The 24,640-nt window shown below is 69.1% G+C and carries 23 protein-coding genes; 13 read left to right on the top strand and 10 right to left on the bottom strand.

What is annotated here, in order from left to right; all coding sequences use genetic code 11:
- The first annotated feature begins 8 nt into the window (after positions 1–8).
- On the top strand, positions 9–653 hold the full coding sequence (maiA, locus tag B7D75_RS12825) for a maleylacetoacetate isomerase (RefSeq protein WP_043104042.1): 645 nt from the start codon (positions 9–11) through the stop codon (positions 651–653).
- A 42-nt stretch (positions 654–695) separates the two neighbouring features.
- Positions 696–1,601: a SphA family protein gene (locus tag B7D75_RS12820; RefSeq protein WP_107114070.1), complete on the top strand. Its 906-nt coding sequence runs from the start codon at positions 696–698 to the stop codon at positions 1,599–1,601.
- Here the strand turns inward: B7D75_RS12820 and B7D75_RS12815 are convergent.
- From B7D75_RS12815 to dsbD, 4 genes are all read right to left on the bottom strand, one after another.
- Complete coding sequence (locus B7D75_RS12815; RefSeq protein ID WP_079383501.1) at positions 1,583–3,982, bottom strand: cytochrome P450; 2,400 nt, start codon at positions 3,980–3,982, stop codon at positions 1,583–1,585. The genes B7D75_RS12820 and B7D75_RS12815 overlap by 19 nt on opposite strands.
- A 73-nt stretch (positions 3,983–4,055) precedes the next feature.
- The gene (gene dsbG / locus B7D75_RS12810) at positions 4,056–4,826 is read right to left on the bottom strand and encodes a thiol:disulfide interchange protein DsbG (protein WP_012075579.1); all 771 of its coding nucleotides are present in this window, start codon (positions 4,824–4,826) and stop codon (positions 4,056–4,058) included.
- Positions 4,823–5,659, bottom strand: a complete 837-nt coding sequence (locus tag B7D75_RS12805) for a TlpA family protein disulfide reductase (RefSeq protein WP_043104037.1) — start codon at positions 5,657–5,659, stop codon at positions 4,823–4,825. The genes dsbG and B7D75_RS12805 overlap by 4 nt, the downstream gene beginning before the upstream one ends.
- A complete protein-coding gene (gene dsbD / locus B7D75_RS12800) occupies positions 5,659–7,428 on the bottom strand; it encodes a protein-disulfide reductase DsbD (RefSeq protein WP_034080398.1) in 1,770 nt (589 codons plus the stop codon). Before dsbD ends, B7D75_RS12805 begins: the two co-directional genes overlap by 1 nt.
- A 163-nt stretch (positions 7,429–7,591) precedes the next feature.
- Between dsbD and B7D75_RS12795 the strand changes: the two genes are divergently transcribed.
- The gene (locus B7D75_RS12795; RefSeq protein WP_012075576.1) at positions 7,592–8,272 is read left to right on the top strand and encodes a response regulator; all 681 of its coding nucleotides are present in this window, start codon (positions 7,592–7,594) and stop codon (positions 8,270–8,272) included.
- Positions 8,269–9,591: an ATP-binding protein gene (locus B7D75_RS12790; protein ID WP_107114069.1), complete on the top strand. Its 1,323-nt coding sequence runs from the start codon at positions 8,269–8,271 to the stop codon at positions 9,589–9,591. Before B7D75_RS12795 ends, B7D75_RS12790 begins: the two co-directional genes overlap by 4 nt.
- Before the next feature lie 179 nt (positions 9,592–9,770).
- On the opposite strand, the gene B7D75_RS12780 is transcribed toward B7D75_RS12790, so the two are convergent.
- The 4 genes from B7D75_RS12780 to B7D75_RS12765 all read right to left on the bottom strand — a co-directional run bounded on the left by B7D75_RS12780 (position 9,771) and on the right by B7D75_RS12765 (position 13,174).
- Positions 9,771–10,646 carry a c-type cytochrome gene (locus B7D75_RS12780; protein ID WP_079383502.1) on the bottom strand — a complete coding sequence of 292 codons (876 nt, stop codon included), beginning with the start codon at positions 10,644–10,646 and terminating at the stop codon, positions 9,771–9,773.
- The gene (locus tag B7D75_RS12775; RefSeq protein ID WP_043099088.1) at positions 10,643–11,296 is read right to left on the bottom strand and encodes a c-type cytochrome; all 654 of its coding nucleotides are present in this window, start codon (positions 11,294–11,296) and stop codon (positions 10,643–10,645) included. The genes B7D75_RS12780 and B7D75_RS12775 overlap by 4 nt, the downstream gene beginning before the upstream one ends.
- Before the next feature lie 113 nt (positions 11,297–11,409).
- Entirely contained in the window at positions 11,410–12,411 is a 1,002-nt protein-coding gene (locus tag B7D75_RS12770; protein ID WP_003154914.1) for an LLM class flavin-dependent oxidoreductase, read from the bottom strand.
- A gap of 148 nt (positions 12,412–12,559) precedes the next feature.
- A complete protein-coding gene (locus B7D75_RS12765) occupies positions 12,560–13,174 on the bottom strand; it encodes a TetR/AcrR family transcriptional regulator (RefSeq protein ID WP_107114068.1) in 615 nt (204 codons plus the stop codon).
- A gap of 187 nt (positions 13,175–13,361) precedes the next feature.
- Here B7D75_RS12765 and B7D75_RS30015 point away from each other — a divergent pair, with 187 nt between their 5' ends.
- Positions 13,362–13,481: a PA2485 family small membrane protein gene (locus B7D75_RS30015; RefSeq protein ID WP_279537425.1), complete on the top strand. Its 120-nt coding sequence runs from the start codon at positions 13,362–13,364 to the stop codon at positions 13,479–13,481.
- A gap of 15 nt (positions 13,482–13,496) precedes the next feature.
- Positions 13,497–13,691, top strand: coding sequence for a type III secretion system co-regulatory protein PtrC (gene ptrC / locus B7D75_RS12755; protein ID WP_003089814.1), 195 nt, complete (start codon positions 13,497–13,499; stop codon positions 13,689–13,691).
- Between the two features lie 25 nt (positions 13,692–13,716).
- Here ptrC and B7D75_RS12750 read toward each other — a convergent pair whose 3' ends face one another.
- Positions 13,717–13,989, bottom strand: a complete 273-nt coding sequence (locus tag B7D75_RS12750) for a hypothetical protein (protein ID WP_034080404.1) — start codon at positions 13,987–13,989, stop codon at positions 13,717–13,719.
- Between the two features lie 98 nt (positions 13,990–14,087).
- On the opposite strand from B7D75_RS12750, the gene B7D75_RS12745 reads away from it, so the two are divergent.
- The 3 genes from B7D75_RS12745 to B7D75_RS12735 all read left to right on the top strand — a co-directional run bounded on the left by B7D75_RS12745 (position 14,088) and on the right by B7D75_RS12735 (position 16,141).
- A complete protein-coding gene (locus B7D75_RS12745) occupies positions 14,088–14,852 on the top strand; it encodes an AraC family transcriptional regulator (RefSeq protein WP_043099091.1) in 765 nt (254 codons plus the stop codon).
- A 26-nt stretch (positions 14,853–14,878) separates the two neighbouring features.
- Positions 14,879–15,694, top strand: a complete 816-nt coding sequence (locus B7D75_RS12740) for an AraC family transcriptional regulator (RefSeq protein WP_107114067.1) — start codon at positions 14,879–14,881, stop codon at positions 15,692–15,694.
- 78 nt (positions 15,695–15,772) lie between these two features.
- The gene (locus B7D75_RS12735) at positions 15,773–16,141 is read left to right on the top strand and encodes a cupin domain-containing protein (protein ID WP_058130229.1); all 369 of its coding nucleotides are present in this window, start codon (positions 15,773–15,775) and stop codon (positions 16,139–16,141) included.
- 58 nt (positions 16,142–16,199) lie between these two features.
- On the opposite strand, the gene mexS is transcribed toward B7D75_RS12735, so the two are convergent.
- Positions 16,200–17,219 (bottom strand): oxidoreductase MexS, encoded by a 1,020-nt coding sequence (gene mexS, locus B7D75_RS12730; protein WP_033999216.1) that lies wholly within the window; start codon positions 17,217–17,219, stop codon positions 16,200–16,202.
- 219 nt (positions 17,220–17,438) lie between these two features.
- Here mexS and mexT point away from each other — a divergent pair, with 219 nt between their 5' ends.
- The 4 genes from mexT (at position 17,439) to oprN (ending at position 24,487) form a co-directional block, all read left to right on the top strand.
- Positions 17,439–18,353: a multidrug efflux system transcriptional regulator MexT gene (gene mexT, locus B7D75_RS12725; protein WP_003089829.1), complete on the top strand. Its 915-nt coding sequence runs from the start codon at positions 17,439–17,441 to the stop codon at positions 18,351–18,353.
- 264 nt (positions 18,354–18,617) lie between these two features.
- On the top strand, positions 18,618–19,862 hold the full coding sequence (gene mexE / locus B7D75_RS12720; protein ID WP_107114066.1) for a multidrug efflux RND transporter periplasmic adaptor subunit MexE: 1,245 nt from the start codon (positions 18,618–18,620) through the stop codon (positions 19,860–19,862).
- 21 nt (positions 19,863–19,883) lie between these two features.
- Complete coding sequence (mexF, locus tag B7D75_RS12715; protein WP_034080410.1) at positions 19,884–23,072, top strand: multidrug efflux RND transporter permease subunit MexF; 3,189 nt, start codon at positions 19,884–19,886, stop codon at positions 23,070–23,072.
- A complete protein-coding gene (gene oprN / locus B7D75_RS12710) occupies positions 23,069–24,487 on the top strand; it encodes a multidrug efflux RND transporter outer membrane subunit OprN (protein ID WP_053817139.1) in 1,419 nt (472 codons plus the stop codon). The genes mexF and oprN overlap by 4 nt, the downstream gene beginning before the upstream one ends.
- The last annotated feature ends 153 nt before the right edge of the window (positions 24,488–24,640 follow it).

Raw genomic sequence — 24,640 nt, 5'->3', positions numbered from 1 at the left:
AACCTGCCATGCAGCTCTACAGTTTCTTCAACAGCTCCACCTCTTACCGGGTACGCATCGCCCTGGCCCTCAAGGGCCTGGATTACCAGGTGCTGCCGGTCAACCTGCGGCAGGGCGAGCAACTGCGCCCGGCCGAGCGCGAGCGCAACCCGATGGGCGCGGTGCCGACCCTCGTCGATGACGATGACCTGCTACTCAGCCAGTCGCTGGCGATCATCGACTACCTCGACGCGCTGCGCCCCGAACCGCGCCTGATCCCGCTCGATCCGCGGCAACGCGCGCAGGCGCTGGAGCTGGCCCTGCTGGTGGCCTGCGACATCCATCCGCTGAACAACGTGCGCGTGCTCAAGTACCTGACCCAGGTCCTGGGCATCGACACCGAGGCCCGCCAGCGCTGGTACGCGCACTGGGTCGCCGAGGGCCTGGCCGCGGCGGAGACCCTGCTGAACCGTCACGCTCGCGGCGCGTTCTTCACCGGCGAGGCGCCGGGGATCGTCGAGTGCTGCCTGGTGCCGCAACTGGTCAACGCCCGGCGCATGGGCTGCGACCTATCGCCCTATCCCGGCCTGCTGGAGCTGCAGCGACGCTGCCTGGCGCTCGACGCCTTCCAGCGCGCCAGCCCCGAACGGCAGCCCGACTACCTGCCGGACTGACGCCTGTCCCCTGTCGAAAACAACAACAAGAAGGACACACCCATGACTCTCCGTACCCGGGCCAGCCTGCTGGCCCTGCTGTTGCCCGCCTTGCCGGGCGAAGCCGCGCTGCCGGGCATGAACCTCGGCCAGACCTCCTTCCTCGACGGCAAGGCCCTGCCCGGCACGCTGTTCCAGCAGTTCGTGAACCTCTACGAGGCCGACGACTTCATGGACGCCGATGGACACCGGCGCCCGCTCGACAACCGCCTGCGCACCCTGCTCGCCACCAGTCACTTCGCCCACATCAGCCAGCACCAGCTGTTCGGCGCCTACTACGGCGCGGAAATCCTCGTCCCGGTACTGCTCGCCGATCCCGACTTCGAACCCCACGCCGGCAGCGCCAACGGCCTGGGCAACCTGGTCGTCAGCCCTTTCATCCTGCAATGGCCACAGACCGAGCTGTTCGGCCGGCCCTACTGGCAGCGCCTGAACCTGGCCTTCCAGTTGCCCAGCGGACGCTACGACAAGCACCGCGCGATCAATCCCGCCAGCAACCACTGGAGCTTCAACCCGCACTACGCGCTGACCTGGGAGTTCGCCGCGGGCTGGGAGGCCAGCGCCCGCCTGCAGTACCTGCTGCCGGGCAAGAATCGCGAGCCGGCGCCGCAGTTGGCCGACGACTACCTGCAACCGGGCCAGGCGCTGCATGCCAACTACTCGGTATCGCTGGCGCTGGATCCGCACTGGCGGGTCGGCTTGTCCGGCTACAGCCTGCGACAGATCACCGATGAACGGGTCGACGGCCACGACCGCCCGGACTCCCGCGAGCGGGTCGACGCCATCGGCCCGGCGCTGATGTTCGGCTGGGGCAAGTCGCGGCTGTTCCTCAATGCCTACCACGAATACGGCGCACGCAACCGCAGCGAGGGCAGCCGGCTGATCCTGCGCTATTCCCAGGTGTTCTGAGGCCCAGCCGCGACCACGGGCAAGCGTTCCAGGGTGCGAAACGCCGCGCTGCGCCGCCAGCTCAGGCCTTCCGCCTGCGGCAGCGGGGCCAGCCGCCGGCGCGCCAGCGCGCGCAGCGCGCCCTGCAGTTCGAGACGTGCCAGCGCGGCGCCCAGGCAGTAATGCGGGCCATGGGCGAAGGCCAGGTGCTGGCGGGCGTTGGCCCGGTCCAGGAGCAGCCGGTCGGGCGCCGCGAACATCGCCGGATCGCGATTGGCCGCGAGAAAATACAGGATGATCCGCTCCCCGGCCGGAACCCGCTGCCCGCCGATCTCCACCTCCTCCAGGGTGCAACGCAGGCCGCTGCGCACCGCGCCGTCGTAGCGCAGCAGCTCCTCTACCGCGTTGCCCAGCAGTTCCGGCTCGCGGCGCAGGCGCTCGAGCTGGCCCGGATGGTCGAACAGCGCCAGGGTACTGTTGCCGACCATGCTGATGGTGGTCTCGAAGGATGCCATGAACACCATGGCATAGGCCGCCACCAGGTCGTCGAGGGCCAGTCCGGCGTCGAGCATGGCCGCGCCGTCGAGGATCGGCGCCGTGCCGGAGCGCCGCGCCGTCCCCTGGAGCCAGCCATGCGCCTGTTCCCGCAGGTAGTCGCTGAAAGCCGCCGCGCTGCGGTTGATCCGCGCCGCGTCGCCCTGCACGGCGGCCAGGTCCAGGCCGGCGGCGAGGTCGCGGCCCCAGGCCAGCAACTGGCCGACGTCTTCGCGGGGAAAGTCGAACAACTCGGCCGCCACCCGGATGGTCAGCGGCTCGGCGAAATCCTGGATGAGCTCCGGCGCGGGACGCTCCAGCATGGCGTCGAGCAGCTCCTCCACCAGCACGTCGATGCGCGCCCCCCAGCGGCGTACGGCCTCCGGGGTGAAGGCCGGGGCGAAGAGCCGTTTCAGCCGGGTATGCCGCGGCGCATCGTTGAACAGCATGAAGTTGTCGTAGAAGCGCGCCAGCGGTTGCAGGCGCTGGTGGTCGAACCAGCTCGCGCCCGGCCCGCCCGCACCGCTCTGGCGCGCCGGGTCGGCGGAGAAACGCGGATCGCGCAGGCAGGCCGAGACATCGGCATAGCGAGTCAGCCACCAGTTCCCCTCGCGGTCGCGGTAGAGCGGCGCGCGGGCCCGCAGCTGATGCAGGAAGGGATAGGGATTGGCAAGGAAGTCCGGGTGGTAGGGATGGAGCTCGAGGCCGCCCTCCGGCGTCTCCTCCAACGCCCGGCGCGACGACAGGCCCCCGGCGGCGCGCAACCGCTCCACGCCCAGCTCGAAGGTAGCCTCCTCGCCCAGGACCTCCTCGATCGCCGCCGCCAGCCGCTGCGCACGGGGCGGCAACACCAGGGAGAAATGATCGCCCTCCAGTTCGACCACCCGCAGCGCCGGACACAGCGCGCCCCAGCCCAGGGTCGGGTCGTCGAAATACAGGCGGGTGCGGCGCTGCGGATGCAGGGTCGCCGCCGGCAGCGCCTCGCGGGCCTTGAACAGGGTCACCGGCCCCGGATAGTGGCGCGGCTCGTAGCGCTCCATCGCGGCATAGTTGCTGCGGTAGACCGCCACCAGCTGCGGATTGTCGGTCAACGGCCGGGATTGGTGAGCGCCGCCGAGACGACGCTGCACCAGGCCCAGCTCGTAGGCCAGCGTCTCGGCAGCGGGCGGCTCGGAATCACCGCTGTTTTCCACCCGCAGGGTGTCGATCAGCAGCAGCGCGCCGACCGGCTCGCCGCGGACGCCGAGCTGTTGCGCCATTTCGTAGGCGACGATGCCGCCATAGGAATGCCCGGCGAGCAGGTAGGGCCCCTCGGGCTGGATCGCCTTGATCACCTGGATGTAACGCGCGGCCTGCTCTTCCACCGAGCCCAGCGGCGGCTCCTCGCCCTCGAGCCCGGGCGAGCGCAGCGCCACCAGCGGACGGCTGGCGGCCAGGGCGGCATCGAGGGCGGCGAGATAACCCACCGCACCTCCGGCGCCACCCAGGCAGAACAGCGGCGCGGCGACCCTCCAGCCGCCCAGGGCGACGGCGCCCAGCCTTGACCCCGCCGTGGCCGGATCCTCCGGCCGCAGGTTCTGTACGATACGCTGCGCCAGGCGCTCGGGGGTCGCCTGGTGCCCCTGCCAGGCGGAGGCTGGCAGCCTGACGCCCAGGCGTCGTTCGACCTTGCCCGCCAGCACCAGGGTCTCCAACGAGGCCAACCCGGCCTCCTCGAGGCTGGCGCCGACCGGGGCGGCACGGCCGGCGAGCCGCGCCACCTCCTCGGCCAGCGCCCGCCCCAGGCGGATGCAGCGTTGCGCCGCAGGCAGCTCGAACAATGCGTCGCCGCCGAGCGCGGCGAGTCCCTGCGTATGCCGTTCGTCCATGACCGCGTGCTCCGAGGAAGTCTCGTGGAGCCAGGAGTATAGATGGCCGGCGGCTCGGCGCCGGCCCGGAGGATCAGCGCGGACCGAGGATCTCCGCCAGTTGGTCCGGCTGCGGCGCGCCCTGTTGCTGCTGCATGCGCCCCTCGGCGTTGAGGTAGAAGATCGCCGGGGTCGCCGCGGCGCCCATCGACTCCATCAGTTCCATGTTGCCGGCGAGCTGCTTCTGCACCGCCGCCGGGATCTTCGCCAGCGGCTTCAGGGTACTGGCCTTGCCCGCCTGCTCATGCTCGTGCAGGGCCTTCTGCGGATCCTTGCTGGCCAGCAGCGCGGCGGACTTGGCCTCGCTGTCCTCGCGGATGATGCCGACCATGATGTGCCGCAGCTGCACCTTGCCGGATTCCACCCAGGGCCGCGCCTGCTGCCAGAACATGGTGCAGTACGGGCAGTTCGGGTCGCTGAACAGGTAGACCACGCGCGGCGCGTCGGCACGGCCGTCGGCGATCCAGGCGCTCCGCTCCATCTTCTGCCACATTTCCTTGGCCAGCGGCGCGTACACCAGGCGTTCCAGCGGTTCGCGGCTGAGGTCCTTGCCCTGGGCGTCGAACAGGTGGCCGGTGAGCACGTGCTTGCCGTCGGCGGTCAGGTACAGCGCCATGCCCTGGTTCTGGTATTCGGCGGCGTAGCCGCGCAGGCCGTCCGGCGCGTCGAAGCTGCCGAGGATGCGGGCGCCCTTCTCCTGGACCATGCGGATCGGCGCCGGCAGTTCCTCCGCCGCCGTGGCCAGGCCGGCGTTGAGGAGGGTCAGGCCCAGGCCAAGGGTGATCAGGTTGCGCGGCACTCTCATTCGGAACTCCTGGTTGCGGGGGCGGCAGCGGCCGGCTCGAAGGCTTCGAGGTAGCGCGCCAGGCTGCCGCGGGACAGTTCACCGAGATGGCTGCCCAGCAGGCGGCCCTCGGCGGTGTAGAACACGGTGGTGGGCAGGGCGACCGAGCCGACCTGCTGGCCGAGCTGTCCGCCGTTGTCGAACAGCAGGTTGTCCAGGCGCAGGTTCTCGGCCTGGAGGAAATGGCGCACGGTCTCGGCGCTCTCGCCCTGGTTGGCGAACAGGAACACCACGTCGGGGTTCTCCGCCTGCGCCTGTTGCAGCACCGGCATCTCGCGCCGGCACGGCGGACACCAGCTGGCCCAGAGGTTGATCACCAGCGGGCGGCCCTGGAAGTCCGCCAGCTGCACCGACTCGCCGGCGGCGTTGCGCAGGCTCAGTTCCGGCAGGCGCGTACCGCGCTCGTAGATGCCCAGGCCGAGGCTGCCGAGCAGCCAGAACGCCAGGCCGAGGCTGGCGCCGACTCCCAGCGAACGACGCAGCGCCGGTCGCCGCCAGGCCCAGAACAAGGCGCCGAGCGCGGCGGCCACCAGGCCCGGCCAGGCGAGGAAGCCGCCGTCACGGATATCCAGCATCTGTGCGAAGTCGCCACGGTACTGCGGCCAGTAGCGCACCACGAAGGCCAGGCGCGCCACCAGCAGGCTGAGCAGCAACAGGTTGAACAGCGCCGGCTCGGCGTTGCGCCCACCGCCGCGCGCCGCCAGCCAACCGCCGAGCAGCGCGGCGCCGAGGGCGAGGAACAGCAGCAGGTGTTGCAGCGAGACCACCAGCGGCCCCAGGGAAAAACTCAGCATCAGCCGCGCTCCCGGGTCGCCTGCCAATGGGCGAGGAAGCCACCGGCGTCGACTTCGCCGGTCAACCGGCGGGCGCGGCGCTCCTCGCCTTCCGGGCCGATCCAGATCAGGCTCGGCGGGCCGGGCACCTGGTAGCGGCGCAGCAGTTCACGGCTGGCGGCGTTGTCCGCGGTCACGTCGAGCCGCAGCAGGCGTACGCCCTCCAGGGCGGCGAGCACATCGGGTTTGGCGAACACCTGTTTCTCCATGATCCGGCAGGACACGCACCAGTCGGCGTAGTAGTCGAGCAGCACCCATTGCCCCTCGGCCCTGGCCGCAGCCAACTGGCGGTCCAGCTCGTCCGGCTGGCTGACCGTGAGGAACGCCTCGTGCGCGCTGGCCGCCGGCGTGGCGCCCCGGTTCGCCGCCGCATACACCTGTAGCGGACGCCAGGGATCGTCGGCCCCGGCCGCGGCGCCCAGCAGCATCGCCGCGCCCCAGAGACCGAAGATGCAGCCCGCCGCGCCGAACAGCACGGCGTGCCGCGCCAGGCCACGCGCGGTATGCAGCGCGGCGTAGGCCAGGACCAGCAGCAGCGCGCCGCCAAGGCCGATCCACAGCGCCTCGCCGAGCAGCGGACGCAGGAGTATCCAGGCGGTGCCGAGGAAAAGGAAGCCGAACACGCCCTTGACCAGGTTCATCCAGGGGCCGGGCTTGGGCAGGAAGCGGCTGCCGACCGTCACCAGCAGCAACAGCGGCATGCCGATGCCCAGGCCCAGGCTGAACAGCACCAGGCCGCCGTGCAGGGCGTTGCCGGTCTGCGCGATATAGAGCAAGGCGCCGGCCAGCGGCGCGGTCATGCACGGCCCCACCAGCAGCCCGGACAACGCGCCGAGCGCCGCGGCGCCGGCCAGGCTGCCGCCCTTGCGGCCGCGGCTGAGGCCGTCGAGGCGGTCGCGCAGGGCCGCCGGCAGTTGCAGTTCGAAGAAGCCGAACATCGGCAGCGCGAGGAACACGAACAGCGCGGCGAAGCTGCCCAGCAGCCATGGCTGTTGCAGCCAGGCCTGCAGGTTGCCGCCGAGCAGTGCGGCGACCACCCCGAGGCCGGCGTAGACCAGCGCCATGCTCAGCACGTAGCTGCCGGCCAGCAGCAACCCGCGACGCGGACCGGCGCCGCTGCCGACCACCAGCCCGGCGAGGATCGGCAACATCGGCAGCGAACAGGGGGCGAAGGCCAGCAGCAGGCCGAGGCCGAAGAACAGCAGCAGGCTCCAGGCCAGGTTGCCAGCCTGCAGGCTGCCGGCCAGGCCCTGGTCCTCGGCTACTTCGCCGCTCGTCCCGGCGACCGCACCGGTCGGGCCGGCACCGCCCAGGTCGAGCACCTGGCTCTGCGGCGGATAGCACAGGCCGGCGTCGGCGCAGCCCTGCCAGCCCAGGCGCAGCTGTCCGGCGGCGGCCGCCGGCAGGGTCAGCTCCAGGCTCTGGCGATAGACCTGCGTCTCGCCGAAGAACTCGTCGCTGTGGCTTTCGCCCGGCGGCAGCTGCGGATGCAGGGTCGGGTCGAGACCATCGAAGCGCAGGCGCTTCTGGTACAGGTAGTAGCCCGGCGCGATCTGCCAGCGCAGTTGCACCTGGCCGTCGTCGAGGCGCTCCCAGCTGAAGCGGAAGGCTTTCTCCACCGGCAGGAAATCCGTCTGCGTCGCGCCGCGCGGGGCGAACAGGTCGTCGCCCGGCTGCGCCTGGGACAGGCCCGGCAGCAGGAGCATCAGGAGCAGGATCAACACACGCATGGAAAACGCCTTCTACGATGAACTCGGCGGGCAGCATGGCCAGCGACGATTAACAGGCCGTTAACGCGGCCACGGGAAAGCACCGGCGGCACGCCGGGCGGGGCATAATCCTGGCTTAATTCACCCGCTTCAGACTCCTATCCCTTTGACCAGCGATACCGCCATGCATGTACTGCTCACCGAAGACGACGACCTGATCGCCAGCGGCATCGTCGCCGGCCTCAACGCCCAGGGCCTGACCGTGGACCGCGTGGCCAGCGCCGCCGATACCCAGGCGCTGCTGCAGGTGGCGCGCTTCGACGTGCTGGTCCTCGACCTCGGCCTGCCCGACGAGGACGGCCTGCGCCTGCTGCAACGCCTGCGCCAGCAGGGCTTCGACCTGCCGGTACTGGTGCTGACCGCGCGCGACGCGGTGACCGACCGGGTCGCCGGGCTGCAGGCCGGCGCCGACGACTACCTGCTCAAGCCCTTCGACCTGCGCGAACTCGGCGCCCGCCTGCATACCCTGCAACGGCGCTCCGCCGGACGCTGCGTCAATGTCATCGAGCACGGCCGCCTGAGCTATGACCCGAGCACCCGGGAAACCTGGCTCGACGGCCGCCCGATAGAGTTGTCGCGGCGCGAACAGGCGCTGCTGCAGGCGCTGCTCAACAACCGCGGGCGGATCCTCAGCGGCGAGCAGCTCAAGGACAGTGTCTACGGCTTCGGCGACGAGGTCGAGAGCAACGCCCTCAACGTGCATATCCACCACCTGCGGCGCAAGCTCGGCAACGCCATCGTGCAGACCGTGCGCGGCCTCGGCTACCGCCTCGGGCCGGCGCGCGGCGACGGGGACGACGCATGAGCCTGCGCCTGCGCCTGACCCTGATCCTCGGTGCGGCCTTCATCCTGCTCTGGTCGCTGGCCGCCGCCTGGATGCTCTGCGACCTGCGCGGACAGATGATGCGCTCCTTCGACCAGCGCCTGGCGGCCTCGGCGCGGATGGTCGCCGGCCTGCTCCAGCAGTTGCCGCAGCCGCAACCGGCGAACGGCCAGGCCGCCCGCCTGAGCGCGGAGCAACTGGGCATTCCCAACGGCATGGCCTGCCAGGTCAGTTCCCTGCGCGGCGAAGTCCTGGCGCAGAGCCATGCCACCCCGGAGCGGGCGCTGGACAGCACCGCCAGCGGTTTCCGCGACCAGGAAATCAACGGCGTGCTGTGGCGCAGCTTCACCGTGCAGGCCGGCGACCTGCGGGTCAGCACCGCCGATCGCCTGGAAGAGCGCGACGTGCTGCAACGCTCGGTGGTGGTGGCCGCCGCGGTGCCGGTGACGGTGGCCCTGCTCGGCAGCCTGGCCCTGCTCTGGCTCGGCGCCGGCCAGGGCCTGGCGCCGCTCAAGCGGATTCGCGACGCCCTCACCCGGCGCGGCGCCGACTCGCTGGAACCGCTGGAGCTGGCGGCCCTGCCGAGCGAACTGAAGCCGCTGGTGGAAACCCAGAACCAGCTGTTCCAGCGCATCGCCCAGGCCATCGAGCGCGAGCGCCGCCTGACCGGCGATGCCGCCCACGAACTGCGCAGCCCGCTGACCGCGATCAAGACCCACCTGCAGGTGGCGCGCATGACCGAGGGCGCCGCCGCCGAGCAGGCCCTGGCCCACGCCGAGGAAGGCGCCGACCGCCTGCACCGGACGCTGGACCAGTTGCTGTTGCTGGCGCGGGTGGAAGGCAGCCTGTCGTTCGACGACGGCGTGCAGTGCAGCGCCGAGGACGCCGCCCGGGTGGCCATGCACGACGCCGGCCATGGCGATGTGCGGATGTTCGAGCTGGTGCTGGCCGACGGCTTGTCCGAGGCGCCGCTGGAAGTCCCTTCGCTGCTGGCCATCGCCGCGCTGCGCAACCTGCTGGACAATGCCCTGCGCCACACCGCCGCCGGCACCCGGGTGGAACTGGCGGTGGAAACCACGCAAGGCTGCGCGCGCTTCCACGTCCGCGACCACGGTCCGGGCATCGCCGAGGCCGACCTGCCGCACCTCACCCGGCGCTTCTGGCGCCACGGCAAGAGCGGCGGCAGCGGGCTCGGCCTGGCCATCGTGCAGGCCATCGTGCAACGCTGCCAATGCCGGCTGGACTTCGACAGCCGCACGGACGGCCTGCGGGTGACGCTGGAGATGCCGCTGCGCGAATGATGCGCCGGCCCTACCCGCGCACCCGCCGACTCCCGTAGGGCGAATAGCCGCTCGCGGCTATCCGCCGCCGAGGCCCAGGCATCGGCGGATAACGCCGCTGGCGTTATACGCCCTGCCCACTCGCCGACCGGCTTCCGCCGGAGCGGTTCTCCGTCCTGCGGCCGCCAGGCCACGAGGGGTCAGATCCCCTGTCCCAGCAGCACGCCGTTGACCTTCTGCCCGTACAGGTTGACGCCGTCGTTGGCATGGAACTTCTGCCGCGTCTTCTCCACCGAACCGTCCACCAGGCGCGGGTCCTGCGGCCGTTCGTGGCTGTTCATGAAGGCGGCGACGTCCCAGGCGTCGCGGTCGCTGAGGGAGCCTGGCTTGCCCAGCGGCATGTTGTACTTGATGAAGGAGGCCGCGGTGTTGATCCGGTGCATGCCCGCGCCCCAGTTGAACGACTGCGCGCCCCACAGCGGTGGAAACACCGTCTGCCCCTGAGCCGTCTGGCCCTGGCCGTCGGCGCCGTGGCAAATCGCGCACTGCGCGGCATAGACCTTGGCGCCGCGCTCGATGCTGTAGCCGCCTTCCGGCGGGGCCACGTCCGGATAGCCGCGTCCTGGCAGGCTGACCCCGGTCGGCGCCTGGCTCGCCAGCCAATAGGCGTAGACGGTCAGGGCCTTGATCTCCGGGCTGTCGGCCGCCGGCACCGTGCCGTTCATGCTGAACTGGAAGCAGCCTTGCAGGCGTTCGGCGAACGTATTGACCTTGTTGTTCTTGGCGCGGAACGCCGGGTATACCGGGTAGGCCGCCCATTGCGGCGCGGAGTTGGCCCGGCGGCCCTGGTCGAGGTGGCAGTTGACGCAATTGAGCTGGTTGCCGACCAGATGCGGCGCGTTCTTCCGGGTTTCCACGAACAGTGCCTGGCCCTGGCGGACCATTTCGCCGAAGGCGTTGTCCGGCAGGCTGCTTTCGGCCGGCGGCTGGAACGGCTCCGAGGGGGCCGTTGCCGCGTGGACGGGTGCGACCAGCAGGCCGGCGACAGCCAGGGAAAGGATCGACGGCATGTTCATGGCTGGCCTCCTGCCTGACCGAGGGTGGCGAAGAACTGGCTGACGCTGCGGATCTCCTCTTCGCTGAGGGACTTGGCGATATGTCCCATCAGATCGTTCGGATCGTTGCGGCGAGTGCCAAGCTGCCAGGCGCGCAACTGGTTGCCCAGGTACATCTCGCCCTGCCCCTGCAACGGCGGGAAGGCATCCCCCACGCCGCTGCCGGCCGGACCGTGGCAGGTCACGCACTCGGGAATGTTGCGCTCCCAGGCGCCACGCACAGCCAGGGTCTCGCCGGAGCTGCGCGGGGTGGCCACGCGCGACAGCGCCACCGGCTTGGGCGCCGGCATTGCCGCGAGGGTCTTGGCGAGCGCCTGGATCTCGTCGTCATCGAGGGCGTCGGCGATGCCCTTCATCACCGGGTGCTCGCGGCTGCCGCCCTGCTTGAGGTCGTGCAGTTGCTTGCTCAGGTAGGCGGCGGGAAGGCCCGCCAGGCGTGGAAAGCCGGCGGCGGCCAGACCCATGCCATCGGCGCCGTGGCAGGTGACGCAGGCCGCGGCGGCCGGGTTGGCGCCGCCCTGGGTGTAGAGTTTCTGGCCGTCGACGGCGGCCTGGGCCGTCGCCGCCAGCAAGGCGGTCAATGAAAACAGCAGTCGGTGTGCAACCGGCATGGCAGGGTTCCTCTCTGGCTTATTGTTTTTGGTTCTAAGTTTAGAACCAAAAAACCTATCGCCGAAAGACCCTGCCGCATGCAGGCCTACATTGCTTTCCTACAAGCCCCGGATCACGCGCCTTTCAGCCCGGCGACGATTTCGCAGGAGCGCAGCCGATGGGCGTGCTCGTAGAAGTCGCTGGTGAAGATCAGCTCGTCGGCGCCGGTCTGCTCCAGGAGGATCTCCAGGCGCGCGCGAACCTTCTCCGGACCGCCGATCACCGCCAGGCCGAAGAAGCTGCCGACCGCGTCCTGCTCGTGCGGCAGCCACAACGGCGCCATGCTTTCCACCGGCGGCTTCTGCTTCAGGCTCTCGCCGCGGATCAGCGCCAACACGCGCTGGAAGGCAGTAGTGGCGAGGAACTCGGCCTCTTCGTCGGTAGGTGCGGCGATCAGCGGCACGCCGATCATCGCGTAGGGTTTGTCGAGTACCGCCGAGGGCTGGAAGTTGCTGCGGTAGATGCGCAGCGCCTCGTGCAGGTAACGCGGTGCGAAATGCGAAGCGAAGGCATAGGGCAAGCCTTTCTGCGCCGCCAGGTGGGCGCTGAACAGGCTCGAACCGAGCAGCCAGATCGGCACGTTGGTACCCTCGCCCGGCACCGCCAGCAGGCTCTGCCGGGAACGGCGCGGGCCGAGCAGCATTTCCAGCTCGGCGACCTGCTCGGGGAAGTCGTCGCCGTTGCCCAGGCGGTCGCGACGCAGGGCGCGCATGGTCGCCTGGTCGGCGCCCGGGGCGCGGCCGAGACCGAGGTCGATGCGGCCCGGGTAGAGCGTCTCCAGGGTGCCGAAGTTTTCCGCCACCACCAGCGGCGCGTGGTTCGGCAGCATCACCCCTCCCGAGCCGACGCGGATCCGCGAGGTGCCGCCGGCGATATGGCCGATCAGCAGCGCGGTGGCGGAGCTGGCGATGCCATCCATGTTGTGGTGCTCGGCCAGCCAGAAACGGTTGAAACCCAGGCGCTCCACATGGCGCGCCAGGTCCAGGGAATTGTGCAGGGCTTCGGCCACGCTGCCGCCGGTGCGCACCGGCACCAGGTCGAGCATGGACAAGGGGATATCAGCAAGCGTCGTCATGAAGGCTCCAATCGGCAACGGGCGATGGCCAGGGCGCGAGACACGCGCGGAAGGACCTCGCCCGGGGTTTGGATAAATTCTATATCACGCGTTATAGTTTTTGCCCACGGAGAATCCATGGGCTTTCCAGCCAGGGAGCGCTGTGGCGTCAGGCGGCCCCGACCGCCAGCAAGGAATCCCAGGCCGCCATCGCGCAGCGGCCGATCGCCAGCAACTGCTGGCGGCTGGCGCCGTCGCGGGCCTGGATCGACAGGCCCTGGAGCACGCTGCTGTAGAAACTGGTGAGCGCGTCGAGATCGGTCTCGGGCGGTACGTCGCCATCGGCCACGCCACGCGCGAAACGCTCGCGCAACAGTCGCGCGGCGCGACGCCGGTGATCGCGCAGGTAGTCCTCGACGCCTTTGTTGGCCGGCGAGAAATTGGTCGTGCTGAGGTCGACCAGGCAACCACGCGGCTTGCCTTCGGTGGTGTAGCTGACGGCCGCGCTTTCCAGCAGCGCGGCGATCGACTCGCGCGCCGTCGGCAGGGCGAAGGCGCCCTTGGAAAGCTGGCATTCCTGGCTCAGGTAGAGTTCCACCGCCGAACGGAACAGCGCCTCCTTGGAACCATAGGCGGCATACATGCTCGGCGCGCAGATACCGCCCATGGCCTCCTTCAGCGCGGCCATGGTCGCGCCTTCGTAGCCGGCCTCCCAGAACACGTCGAGCGCCCGGCGCAATGCCTGTTCACGATCGAAGCCGCAGGGGCGTCCACGCTTGGCCATGGGAATTCCTGAGAAAAAAACACGTCATATGGTAACACCGGCGAACAGTCGCAAGGCTGGAGGGGGTCGCTTGATCCATCACCGCGCTCGATATACACCATGCAGGCTTTTTACTTCTGCCGGTTCTCCCGCTGGGCAACCATGCTCTCCAGGGGCAGACGCCCACCCTTCCTCAGGAGAACCGATCATGTCCAGCTTCAGCGCCCTCGCCAATTACTTCGCCGCTTCCGCGTTCTACAGCAATGCAGTGACCCCTACTCGCCCGGTTCAGGCCAGCGCGCCCGCGCCGACCCGCGAGAAGAAATGACCCGAGGAGGCATCCATGCTCTCAGCCCGCTCCCGCAAGGCCCCGACCTATGGCGTCACCTATGTGAGTCTCGAGGATTGCACCCTGCACTTCGAGACCGAGTACATCATCGAGCGCCGCGACGGCAGCCTCGCGCACATGCCGATGCGTACGCCGGTCAGTGAGCGCGAAGCCCTGCAACGCCTGATCGAAAGCTGCATCGACGACTGATACCTCCAGTGCCCGTGTGCCGCTCTCAGGAGCGGCCAGCGGCGTTTTCCCAATCCGCCACCAGCGCCCGCAGTCGCGCGTCGCGCAGTTCGAAGAGTTCCAGCAGCCCCAGCGCCCGGATCGCCGGCAGCAGGGCGCGCAGGTCCTCTTCCGCCTGCCGCCGTTGCGCTGCGGGCCGGTCCCGCTCGAGCAGCAGGCGGGCGTTGGCGATGAACGCGCCGACGCTGCCCTTGCGTATCTCCACGCCGTCCAGGCGGATGCGGTCCTGTCGGTCGGGAAGGATGTCTTCGGCTTTCATGAGGATGCTCCAGGCAGGAATGATGAGCCGCCAGGCTACATTCGCCGTCGAATGGCCTATTATCCATTCCAGGCCATTCATCGTCGTTTTTCCGCCAAATGCTTCCGGAACCCCTGCCCGCCCCGCTCTTCGCCCTGCGCCTGGATCGCGCGACCAGCCGCACCGCCCCCCATAGCCATGCCTGCGGCCAGCTCTACTGCCTGGAGCGCGGCCTGTTGATGGTCGAGGACGAGCGCGGTCGCCAGGCCCTGCCACCCCGCCAGATCGCCTGGATCCCACCGGGTCACCGGCACGCGGCGCACTCCCACGGCGCGCTGCTGGGCTGGAGCGCCTATCTCGACACCAGCCATTGCCACGCCCTGCCCGCATCCCCCGGCGTGCTCGCCTGCTCGGATTTCGTGGCGCTGATCGTCGAACGCGCCACCCGCTGGCCGGCGGGTTCCGCCTGGAGCGCCGAACGCGAGAACCTGCTGCGCGTGCTGCTGGACGAACTGCGCCACGCCGTGCCCCAGCGGACCCGCCTGCCCTATCCGGGGGATCCGCGCCTGCGCAGGATCGCCGAGGCATTGCTGGCCAACCCCGGCGATCCGCGGCCGGCGGCCGAGTGGGCACGCTGGGCGGGGCTCAGCAGCCGTAGCCTGAGCCGGCTGTTCGGCGCCGAGACCGGCATGAGCTTCGCCCAATGGCGGCAACTGGCGCGACTGCACGCGGCCGTCGAACGGCTGGCTGCGGGCCAGGCGGTCGGCGAGGTCGCCTGGTCGCTCGGCTACGAAAGCCCGAGCAGCTTCGCCAGTGCCTTCCGCGCGGTATTCGGCGAGACGCCGTCCGGCTATTCCAGTCGTGCCGCCGAAGCGCTAGCCTGACCCTTCCGCGCCACGAGCCTTTCTCCATGAGCCACGCCAATACGCCCCGCGACTGGGTTCGCCGCGCGCCGCGACAGGGCGCGGTGGAACGCATCGAGGCCTACTTCGCCGGCCACGGCTACGATCCGCATCGCCACGACACCTATGCCATCGGCCAGACCCTGGCCGGCGTGCAGAGCTTCCGCTACCGCCACAGCCAGCGTCACAGCCTGCCGGGCGGCTGCCTGGTGCTGCATCCCGACGAATTGCACGACGGCGAGGCCGGCAGCCAGGAAGGGTTCCGCTACCGGATGCTCTACGTCGAGCCGGCGCTGATCCAGCAGGCCCTCGGCGGCCGGCCGCTGCCGTTCGTGCGCGGGGGCTTGTCCGCCGACCTGCGCCTGGTCGCCGCCAGCCGGGCCCTGCTACAGGCCATGGATACCCCGCTGGAGCCGCTGGAAGAACAGGACGCCCTGTTCGAACTCGCCCACGCCCTCGACGCCGCGGCCGGCAACCGGGCGCGCGGCAGGCGCCACTTCGACTTCGTCGCCGCCGAGCGCGCCCGGCAGTACATCCACGCGCACCTGGAACGCCCGCTGAGCCTCGACGAACTGGCGCAGGTCGCCCAGCGCGAACGCTGGAGCCTGTCGCGCGATTTCCGCGCGCTGTTCGGCACCAGTCCCTACCGCTATCTGGTCCAGCGCCGCCTGGACATCGCCCGCCGGCTGATGCTCGGCGGCCAGTCGCTGGCCGAAGCCGCACTCGCCGCCGGGTTCGTCGACCAGAGCCACATGACCCGCCATTTCGGCCAGAGCTACGGCCTGACGCCGGCACGCTGGCTGCGCATGCTCGGCGGCGACTAGGCAGGCTGCACGATCATCCAAGACCGCCCGCTGCGCAGTCGCCTACCCTGGCGCCATCACACCCACCGGAGCCTACCGATGAGCACCCCGCAACCGATCAATTTCGCCGCCAAGCTCGCCCTCTTCGACGACCGCTGGCAGCCCAGGGTGGTCGCCCAGATGAACGACTACCAGTTCAAGCTGGTGAAGATCGAGGGCGACTTCGTCTGGCACAGCCACGCCGACACCGACGAGACCTTCATCGTCCTCGCCGGTCGCCTGCGCATCGATTTCCGCGACGGCGCGGTGCACCTGGGCCCCGGCGAGATGTATGTGGTGCCGCGCGGCGTGGAGCACAAGCCGTTCGCCGAGGGCGAGGTGCGCATGCTCCTGGTGGAGCCCTGCGGCGTGCGCAACACCGGCGACCAGGGCGGCGAGCGGACGGCCATCAACGATCTGTGGATCTGAAACCACGCCCACGAAAAAGCCCGGCTCGATGGCCGGGTTTTTCCGCTGCGGGTCGTCCTCAATCGGCGACGTGGATCACCACCCGGCCGCGCTTCGGACAGGTTTCCATGTAGCGATGCGCCTCGACCACCTGGTCGAACTCGAACACCCGGTCGATCACCGGCTTGAGCAGGCGGTCGCGAGTCAGTTGCTCGATGTGCGCCAGGGCCTTGCTCACCGACTCGTCGTTGCGTTCCAGGCCCATCTCCGGATGGCCGGTGAAATCCATCAGGCAGTGGCGGTAGAACTGCAGGTGCTTCTTGAACGCGGCGCAGGCCGGGAATGCCGACTCGTTGCCGCCGTTGCAGCCATACAGCACCAGCTTGCCGCGGGTGGCGGAGACGTCGCCGAGCAGGGTCATCTGCGGGCCGCCCAGTTCGTCGAGAATGACGTTGACGCCCTTGCCCTCGGTGAAGCGCTCGACTTCCAGGACCAGGTCCTGTTCGTCGGTCACCACTACCTTGTCGGCGCCCTGCTCGCGGAGGAACTCGCGCTCGTCGGCGCACTTGGTGGAAACGATCACCCGCGCGCCGAGGGCCTTGGCCAACTGGATCGAGACCGGCCCGTACATGCGCGCCGCCTCGGTGATCAGCACGCTCTGCCCGGCCTTCAGCCCAGCCAGGTCGACCAGGCCGAAATAGGCCACCAGCAGGCCGGTGTAGTAGACGCTGGCCTCCACCGGGGTGAGCACCTCGGGGTAGACCGCCAGCGCCGCGCGCGGCATCAGCACCACGTCGCCATAGGCCGGATAATGATCAGGGGTGTGGGCCGGAAAACTGGCCACGCGCGAACCCGGCGGCAGGTCGCCGACGCCGGCGCCGACCGCGAGCACCTCGCCGGCCAGCTCGAAGCCGAGGCCGGACGGCAGCGCGGCCTGTTCCGGGGCCAGGTTCTGACGCCAGAGCACATCCTTCCAGCTCACGCCGATCGCCTGGACCCGCACCAGGACTTCCCCTGCGGCCGGCGCCGGGGTCGGCAGCTCTTCGCATTTGAGGACCTCTGGCGGGCCAAACTGATGAAAACGGATCACTCGGGACATCGCAAACCTCTGCAGTGCATCACGGGGTGAATAACCTCATGGGTTGTGACTGTATCCGCCCATGCCTGACAAAACCACCCGTCGTTATTGATAATGGCTATGCCTGTCAGTGATCCTATGCCCCTTCGGCACCTCGCCAGGCCCCGTCCCGTCTCGCACCAGGGCTTGACGGCGAGCCCCCGCGGTTGCAGCCTCTAGCCCCTGGAAACGAGGAACGCCATGAACCGAAACGACCTGCGCCGCGTCGATCTGAACCTGCTGATCGTGTTCGAGACCCTGATGCACGAACGCAGCGTGACCCGCGCCGCAGAGAAACTGTTCCTCGGCCAGCCGGCCATCAGCGCCGCGCTGTCGCGCCTGCGCACGCTGTTCGACGACCCGCTGTTCGTCCGTACCGGGCGCAGCATGGAGCCCACCGCGCGGGCCCAGGAAATCTTCGCCCACCTGTCACCGGCGCTGGACTCCATCTCCACCGCCATGAGCCGCGCCAGCGAGTTCGATCCGGCGACCAGCACCGCGGTGTTCCGCATCGGTCTCTCCGACGATGTCGAGTTCGGCCTGCTGCCGCCCCTGCTGCGCCGCCTGCGCGCGGAAGCACCGGGGATCGTCCTCGTCGTGCGCCGCGCCAACTATCTATTGATGCCGAACCTGCTGGCCTCGGGGGAAATCTCGGTGGGCGTCAGCTACACCGACGAACTGCCGGCCAACGCCAAGCGCAAGACCGTGCGCCGCAGCAAGCCGAAGATCCTCCGCGCCGACTCTGCGCCCGGCCAGCTGACCCTCGACGACTACTGCGCGCGACCGCACGCGCTGGTGTCCTTCGCCGGCGACCTCAGCGGCTTCGTCGACGAGGAACTGGAAAAGTTCGGCCGCAAGCGCAAGGTGGTCTTGGCGGTGCCGCAGTTCAACGGCCTCGGCACCCTCCTCGCCGGCACCGACATCATCGCCACCGTGCCCGACTACGCCGCCCAGGCGCTGATCGCCGCTGGCGGCCTGCGCGCCGAGGACCCGCCGTTCGAGACCCGCGCCTTCGAACTGTCGATGGCCTGGCGCGGTGCCCAGGACAACGACCCGGCCGAACGCTGGCTGCGCTCGCGGATCAGCATGTTCATCGGCGACCCGGACAGTCTCTGAGTCATCCACGGCCCATGCCCGGATGACCGCGCGCGGTCGCCTTCCGCTACGCCACGCCTCCCCTTTCCTGCGCGAAACCCGATGGTGAAGCGCGCCCTACCGCTCATCCAGCGAAACCACTGTCTATAACCATCGACTGTTACATAAAGCGAAAAACCATGTATCACTATTCGTGATAATCAAAATCTCACCGTTCGATTAGTTCCCCGCGGGAGCAGCCCGCAGACTTCGCCAATCCCGAAAAACCGACTGGCGGAGTCAAGCATGGAACAGTCATCCCACTTCTTCTGGCGCTACCCCCTCGCACTCGCGGCCGTACTGGTCCTGAGCGCCTGCGGCAAGGTCCCGGAAACCACTCAAGGCATGGCGGCGCCCAAGGTCAGCGTCGCCGAAGTCATCGAACAACCGCTGAACGAGTGGGACGAATTCACCGGCCGCCTGGAGGCCCCGGAGTCGGTGGAGCTGCGCCCGCGGGTGTCGGGCTACATCGACCGCGTGGCCTTCCATGAAGGCGCCCTGGTGAAGAAAGGCGACCTGCTGTTCCAGATCGACCCGCGCCCGTTCGAAGCCGAGGTCAAGCGCCTCGAAGCCCAGCTGCAACAGGCCCGCGCGGCCCAGGCGCGGAGCGTCAACGAAGCCCAGCGCGGCGAACGCCTGCGCGCCAGCAACGCGATCTCCGCGGAACTCGCCGACGCCCGCACCACCGCCGCCCAGGAAGCCAGGGCGGCGGTCGCCGCGACCCAGGCGCAACTCGACGCGGCGCGCCTGAACCTGAGCTTCACCCGGGTCACCGCGCCGATCGACGGGCGCGTCAGCCGCGCCGAAGTCACCGCCGGCAACCTGGTCAACTCCGGGGAAACCCTGCTCACCACCCTGGTCAGCACCGACAAGGTGTACGCCTACTTCGACGCCGACGAACGCGTGTTCCTCAAGTACGTCGAGCTGGCCCGCCAGGCCGGGCGCGACACGCGCAGCGAGAGCCCGGTCTACCTCGGCCTGAGCAGCGAGAACGGCAACCCGCACCTGGGCCGGCTGGACTTCCTCGACAACCAGGTCAACCCGCGCACCGGCACCATCCGCGGCCGCGCCGTGTTCGACAACGCCAAGGGCGAGTTCACCCCGGGGCTCTACGTGCGCCTGAAGCTGGTCGGCAGCAAGACCTACGCCGCCACCCTGATCAAGGACGAAGCGGTCGGTACCGACCTGGGCAAGAAGTTCGTGCTGGTCCTGGACGGCGACAACAAGACCGTCTACCGCACCGTCGAGATGGGGCCGAAGCTGGAGGGCCTGCGCATCGTCCGCAGCGGCCTGAGCAAGGGCGACCGGATCGTCGTCAACGGCCTGCAGCGGGTCCGTCCGGGCATGCAGGTGGACCCGCAGCAGGTCGAGATGGCCAGCGCCGACACCCTGGCCACCCTCGCGCGCCTGCGGCAGTCGGTCGGCGACAGCGAACCGCCGAAGGTGGCGGCGACCAAGGACAACGCCACTCGCAACGAGCCGCGCGGCTGAGCGCGGCGATAGGAAGAACCGATGAATTTCTCCCAATTCTTCATCCAGCGGCCGATCTTCGCCGCGGTGCTGTCGCTGCTGATCCTGATCGGCGGCGCCATCTCCCTGTTCCAGCTACCCATCAGCGAGTACCCGGAAGTGGTGCCGCCGACCGTCGTGGTCCGCGCCAACTTCCCCGGTGCCAACCCGAAAGTCATCGGCGAAACCGTCGCCTCTCCCCTGGAGCAGGCGATCACCGGGGTGGAGAACATGCTCTACATGTCCTCCCAGTCGACCTCCGACGGCAAGCTGACCCTGACCATCACCTTCGCCCTCGGCACCGATCTGGACAACGCCCAGGTACAGGTGCAGAACCGCGTCACCCGGACCGAGCCGAAGCTGCCGGAAGAAGTGACCCGGCTCGGCATCACCGTCGACAAGGCCTCGCCCGACCTGACCATGGTCGTGCACCTGACCTCGCCGGATAACCGCTACGACATGCTCTACCTGTCGAACTACGCGGTGCTCAACGTGAAGGACGAACTGGCCCGCCTCGACGGCGTCGGCGACGTCCAGCTGTTCGGCCTCGGCGACTATTCCCTGCGCGTCTGGCTGGACCCGAACAAGGTCGCCTCGCGCAACCTCACCGCCACCGACGTGGTCAACGCCATCCGCGAGCAGAACCGCCAGGTCGCCGCCGGCACCCTGGGCGCACCGCCGGCGCCGAGCGCCACCAGCTTCCAGCTGTCGATCAACACCCAGGGCCGCCTGGTCACCGAGGAAGAGTTCGAGAACATCATCATCCGCACCGGCGCCAACGGCGAGATCACCCGCCTGCGCGACATCGCCCGGGTCGAGCTGGGCTCCAGCCAGTACGCCCTGCGCTCGCTGCTGAACAACAAGCCGGCGGTGGCGATCCCGATCTTCCAGCGTCCCGGCTCGAACGCCATCGAGATCTCCAACCTGGTACGGGAGAAGATGGCCGAGCTGAAGCAGAGCTTCCCGCAGGGCATGGACTACTCCATCGTCTACGACCCGACCATCTTCGTCCGCGGCTCCATCGAGGCGGTGGTACACACCCTGTTCGAAGCCCTGGTGCTGGTGGTGCTGGTGGTGATCCTGTTCCTGCAGACCTGGCGCGCCTCGATCATCCCCCTGGCCGCGGTGCCGGTGTCGCTGATCGGCACCTTCGCGGTGATGCACATGCTCGGCTTCTCGCTCAACGCGCTGTCGCTGTTCGGCCTGGTGCTGGCGATCGGCATCGTGGTCGACGACGCCATCGTGGTGGTGGAGAACGTCGAGCGCAACATCGGCCTCGGCCTCAAGCCGGTGGAAGCCACCAAGCGCGCCATGCGCGAGGTGACCGGGCCGATCATCGCCACGGCGCTGGTGCTCTGCGCGGTGTTCATCCCGACCGCGTTCATCTCCGGCCTCACCGGGCAGTTCTACCGCCAGTTCGCCCTGACCATCGCGATCTCCACGGTGATCTCGGCGTTCAACTCGCTGACCCTGTCGCCGGCGCTGGCGGCGGTCCTGCTCAAGGGCCACCACGAGCCGAAGGACCGCTTCTCGGTGTTCCTCGACAAGCTCCTCGGCGGCTGGCTGTTCCGTCCGTTCAACCGCTTCTTCGACCGCGCCAGCCATGGCTACGTCGGCACGGTGAACCGGGTCCTGCGCGGCAGCTCGATCGCCCTGCTGGTCTACGGCGGGCTGATGGTGCTGACCTACTTCGGCTTCTCCAGCACGCCGACCGGTTTCGTCCCGCAGCAGGACAAGCAGTACCTGGTGGCCTTCGCCCAGTTGCCCGACGCGGCCAGCCTGGACCGTACCGAGGCGGTGATCAAGCAGATGTCCGAGATCGCCCTGGCGCAGCCCGGCGTGGCCGACTCGGTGGCCTTCCCCGGCCTGTCGATCAACGGCTTCACCAACAGCCCGAACAGCGGCATCGTGTTCACCCCGCTGAAGCCGTTCGACGAGCGCAAGGACCCGAGCCAGTCGGCCGGCGCCATCGCCGCCGCGCTGAACGCCAAGTACGCCGACATCCAGGACGCCTACATCGCGATCTTCCCGCCGCCGCCGGTTCAGGGGCTGGGGACCATCGGCGGCTTCCGCCTGCAGATCGAGGACCGTGGCAACCAGGGCTACGAGGAGCTGTTCAAGCAGACCCAGAACATCATCGCCAAGGCCCGTGCGCTGCCTGAGCTGGAACCCAGCTCGGTGTTCTCCAGCTACCAGGTCAACGTGCCGCAGATCGACGCCGACATCGACCGCGAGAAGGCCAAGACCCACGGCGTGGCGATCAGCGACATCTTCGACACCCTGCAGGTCTACCTCGGCTCGCTGTACGCCAACGACTTCAACCGCTTCGGCCGTACCTATCAGGTCAACGTCCAGGCCGAGCAGCAGTTCCGCCTCGAACCCGAGCAGATCGGCCAGCTGAAGGTGCGCAACAACCTTGGCGAGATGGTCCCGCTGGCGTCCTTCATCAAGGTCAGCGACACCTCCGGTCCGGACCGTGTGATGCACTATAACGGCTTCATCACCGCCGAACTCAACGGCGCCCCGGCCGCCGGCTACAGCTCCGGCCAGGCGCAGGCGGCGATCGAGAAGCTGCTGAAGGAGGAACTGCCCAACGGCATGACCTACGAGTGGACCGAGCTGACCTACCAGCAGATTCTCGCCGGCAATACCGCGCTGTTCGTCTTCCCGCTCTGCGTGCTGCTGGCCTTCCTCGTGCTGGCCGCCCAGTACGAGAGCTGGAGCCTGCCGCTGGCGGTGATCCTGATCGTGCCGATGACCCTGCTGTCGGCGATCACCGGGGTGATCCTGGCCGGCAGCGACAACAACATCTTTACCCAGATCGGCCTGATCGTTCTGGTGGGTCTGGCGTGCAAGAACGCGATCCTGATCGTCGAGTTCGCCAAGGACAAGCAGGAGGAAGGCATGGACCGCGTCGCCGCGGTGCTGGAAGCCTGCCGCCTGCGCCTGCGGCCGATCCTGATGACGTCCATCGCCTTCATCATGGGCGTAGTGCCCCTGGTGATCTCCACCGGCGCCGGCGCCGAGATGCGTCACGCGATGGGCGTGGCGGTGTTCTCCGGGATGATCGGGGTGACCTTCTTCGGCCTGCTGCTGACGCCGGTGTTCTACGTCCTCATCCGCCGCTTCGTGGAAAACCGCGAAGCGCGCCGCGCCGCCAACGACAAAGGCCTGCCAGAGGTGCATGCATGATTCACGCGCAGTCGATCCGGAGCGGGCTGGCGCCCGCCCTGGGTCTGTTCAGTCTGCTGGCGCTCAGCGCCTGCACGGTGGGTCCGGACTACCGGACCCCCGACACCGCGGCGGCGAAGATCGACGCCACGGCGAGCGAGCCCTACGACCGCAGCCGCTTCGAAAGCCTGTGGTGGAAACAGTTCGACGATCCGACCCTGAACCAGTTGGTCGAGCAGTCGCTGACCGGCAACCGCGACCTGCGCGTGGCCTTCGCCCGCCTGCGCGCCGCCCGCGCCCTGCGCGACGACGTGGCCAACGATCGCTTCCCGGTGGTTACCAGCCGCGCCAGCGCCGACATCGGCAAGGGCCAGCAACCGGGAGTGACCGAGGACCGGGTCAACAGCGAACGCTATGACCTGGGCCTGGACACGGCCTGGGAGCTCGACCTGTTCGGGCGTATCCGCCGCCAGCTGGAATCCAGCGACGCCCTCAGCGAAGCGGCCGAGGCCGACCTGCAGCAGCTGCAGGTCAGCCTGATCGCCGAGCTGGTGGACGCCTACGGCCAGCTGCGCGGCGCGCAACTGCGCGAGAAGATCGCGCTGAGCAACCTGGAGAACCAGAAGGAGTCGCGCCAGCTCACCGAGCAACTGCGCGACGCCGGGGTCGGCGCCGAACTCGACGTGCTGCGCGCCGATGCGCGCCTGGCGGCCACGGCCGCCAGCGTTCCGCAACTGCAGGCGCAGGCCGAGCGCTCCAGGCACCGTATCGCCACCCTCCTCGGCCAGCGGCCGGAGGAACTCACGGTGGATCTCTCGCCCCGCGACCTGCCGGCGATCACCAAGGCCCTGCCGATCGGCGATCCCGGCGAACTGCTGCGCCGCCGGCCGGACATCCGCGCCGCCGAACGGCGCCTGGCCTCGAGTACCGCCGAGGTCGGCGTGGCCACCGCCGACCTGTTCCCGCGGGTCAGCCTCAGCGGCTTCCTCGGCTTCACCGCCGGGCGCGGTTCGCAGATCGGCTCGAGCGCCGCCCGCGCCTGGAGCGTCGGCCCGAGCATCAGTTGGGCCGCCTTCGACCTCGGCAGCGTGCGTGCCCGCCTGCGCGGCGCCAGGGCCGACGCCGACGCCGCGCTGGCCAGCTACGAGCAGCAGGTGCTGCTGGCCCTGGAAGAATCGGCGAACGCCTTCAGCGACTATGGCAAGCGCCAGGAGCGCCTGGTCTCGCTGGTCCGCCAGTCGGAAGCCAGTCGCGCCGCCGCGCAACAGGCGGCGATCCGCTACCGCGAAGGCACCACCGACTTCCTGGTGCTGCTGGACGCCGAGCGCGAGCAACTCTCCGCCGAAGACGCCCAGGCCCAGGCCGAGGTCGAACTGTACCGCGGCATCGTGGCGATCTACCGCTCCCTCGGCGGCGGCTGGCAACCCAGCGCCTGAACCGGCTATCCCCGGCCGATGGAAATCGGCCATTCCAGCCCCGCGATTGCAACTCCTGGTCGCGGGGCTTTTTTATGCGCAAGGCGGGGCGAACGCTCGGTCGAGTCCCCCGCCGTTTAACGCGATGGCGGCGAGGCTCGGCGGGCATTGCCG

Origin of the sequence: Pseudomonas paraeruginosa, assembly GCF_003025345.2 — a bacterium.
Taxonomy (GTDB): domain Bacteria; phylum Pseudomonadota; class Gammaproteobacteria; order Pseudomonadales; family Pseudomonadaceae; genus Pseudomonas; species Pseudomonas paraeruginosa.
This window is presented reverse-complemented; position numbering and strand designations above follow the sequence as displayed.

Bases quoted from the DNA above. Each gene is read 5' to 3' on its own strand.
- B7D75_RS12820 (WP_107114070.1), top strand. From the start codon at position 696: ATGACTCTCCGTACCCGGGCCAGCCTGCTGGCCCTGCTGTTGCCCGCC.
- mexT (WP_003089829.1), top strand. From the start codon at position 17,439: ATGAACCGAAACGACCTGCGCCGCGTCGATCTGAACCTGCTGATCGTG.
- B7D75_RS12775 (WP_043099088.1), bottom strand. From the start codon at position 11,296: ATGCCGGTTGCACACCGACTGCTGTTTTCATTGACCGCCTTGCTGGCG.
- B7D75_RS12780 (WP_079383502.1), bottom strand. From the start codon at position 10,646: ATGAACATGCCGTCGATCCTTTCCCTGGCTGTCGCCGGCCTGCTGGTC.
- ptrC (WP_003089814.1), top strand. From the start codon at position 13,497: ATGCTCTCAGCCCGCTCCCGCAAGGCCCCGACCTATGGCGTCACCTAT.
- B7D75_RS30015 (WP_279537425.1), top strand. From the start codon at position 13,362: ATGTCCAGCTTCAGCGCCCTCGCCAATTACTTCGCCGCTTCCGCGTTC.
- mexS (WP_033999216.1), bottom strand. From the start codon at position 17,219: ATGTCCCGAGTGATCCGTTTTCATCAGTTTGGCCCGCCAGAGGTCCTC.
- B7D75_RS12790 (WP_107114069.1), top strand. From the start codon at position 8,269: ATGAGCCTGCGCCTGCGCCTGACCCTGATCCTCGGTGCGGCCTTCATC.
- B7D75_RS12735 (WP_058130229.1), top strand. From the start codon at position 15,773: ATGAGCACCCCGCAACCGATCAATTTCGCCGCCAAGCTCGCCCTCTTC.
- dsbD (WP_034080398.1), bottom strand. From the start codon at position 7,428: ATGCGTGTGTTGATCCTGCTCCTGATGCTCCTGCTGCCGGGCCTGTCC.
- B7D75_RS12815 (WP_079383501.1), bottom strand. From the start codon at position 3,982: ATGGACGAACGGCATACGCAGGGACTCGCCGCGCTCGGCGGCGACGCA.
- B7D75_RS12770 (WP_003154914.1), bottom strand. From the start codon at position 12,411: ATGACGACGCTTGCTGATATCCCCTTGTCCATGCTCGACCTGGTGCCG.
- B7D75_RS12750 (WP_034080404.1), bottom strand. From the start codon at position 13,989: ATGAAAGCCGAAGACATCCTTCCCGACCGACAGGACCGCATCCGCCTG.
- B7D75_RS12805 (WP_043104037.1), bottom strand. From the start codon at position 5,659: ATGCTGAGTTTTTCCCTGGGGCCGCTGGTGGTCTCGCTGCAACACCTG.
- B7D75_RS12765 (WP_107114068.1), bottom strand. From the start codon at position 13,174: ATGGCCAAGCGTGGACGCCCCTGCGGCTTCGATCGTGAACAGGCATTG.
- B7D75_RS12740 (WP_107114067.1), top strand. From the start codon at position 14,879: ATGAGCCACGCCAATACGCCCCGCGACTGGGTTCGCCGCGCGCCGCGA.
- mexE (WP_107114066.1), top strand. From the start codon at position 18,618: ATGGAACAGTCATCCCACTTCTTCTGGCGCTACCCCCTCGCACTCGCG.
- dsbG (WP_012075579.1), bottom strand. From the start codon at position 4,826: ATGAGAGTGCCGCGCAACCTGATCACCCTTGGCCTGGGCCTGACCCTC.
- oprN (WP_053817139.1), top strand. From the start codon at position 23,069: ATGATTCACGCGCAGTCGATCCGGAGCGGGCTGGCGCCCGCCCTGGGT.
- B7D75_RS12745 (WP_043099091.1), top strand. From the start codon at position 14,088: ATGCTTCCGGAACCCCTGCCCGCCCCGCTCTTCGCCCTGCGCCTGGAT.
- mexF (WP_034080410.1), top strand. From the start codon at position 19,884: ATGAATTTCTCCCAATTCTTCATCCAGCGGCCGATCTTCGCCGCGGTG.
- maiA (WP_043104042.1), top strand. From the start codon at position 9: ATGCAGCTCTACAGTTTCTTCAACAGCTCCACCTCTTACCGGGTACGC.
- B7D75_RS12795 (WP_012075576.1), top strand. From the start codon at position 7,592: ATGCATGTACTGCTCACCGAAGACGACGACCTGATCGCCAGCGGCATC.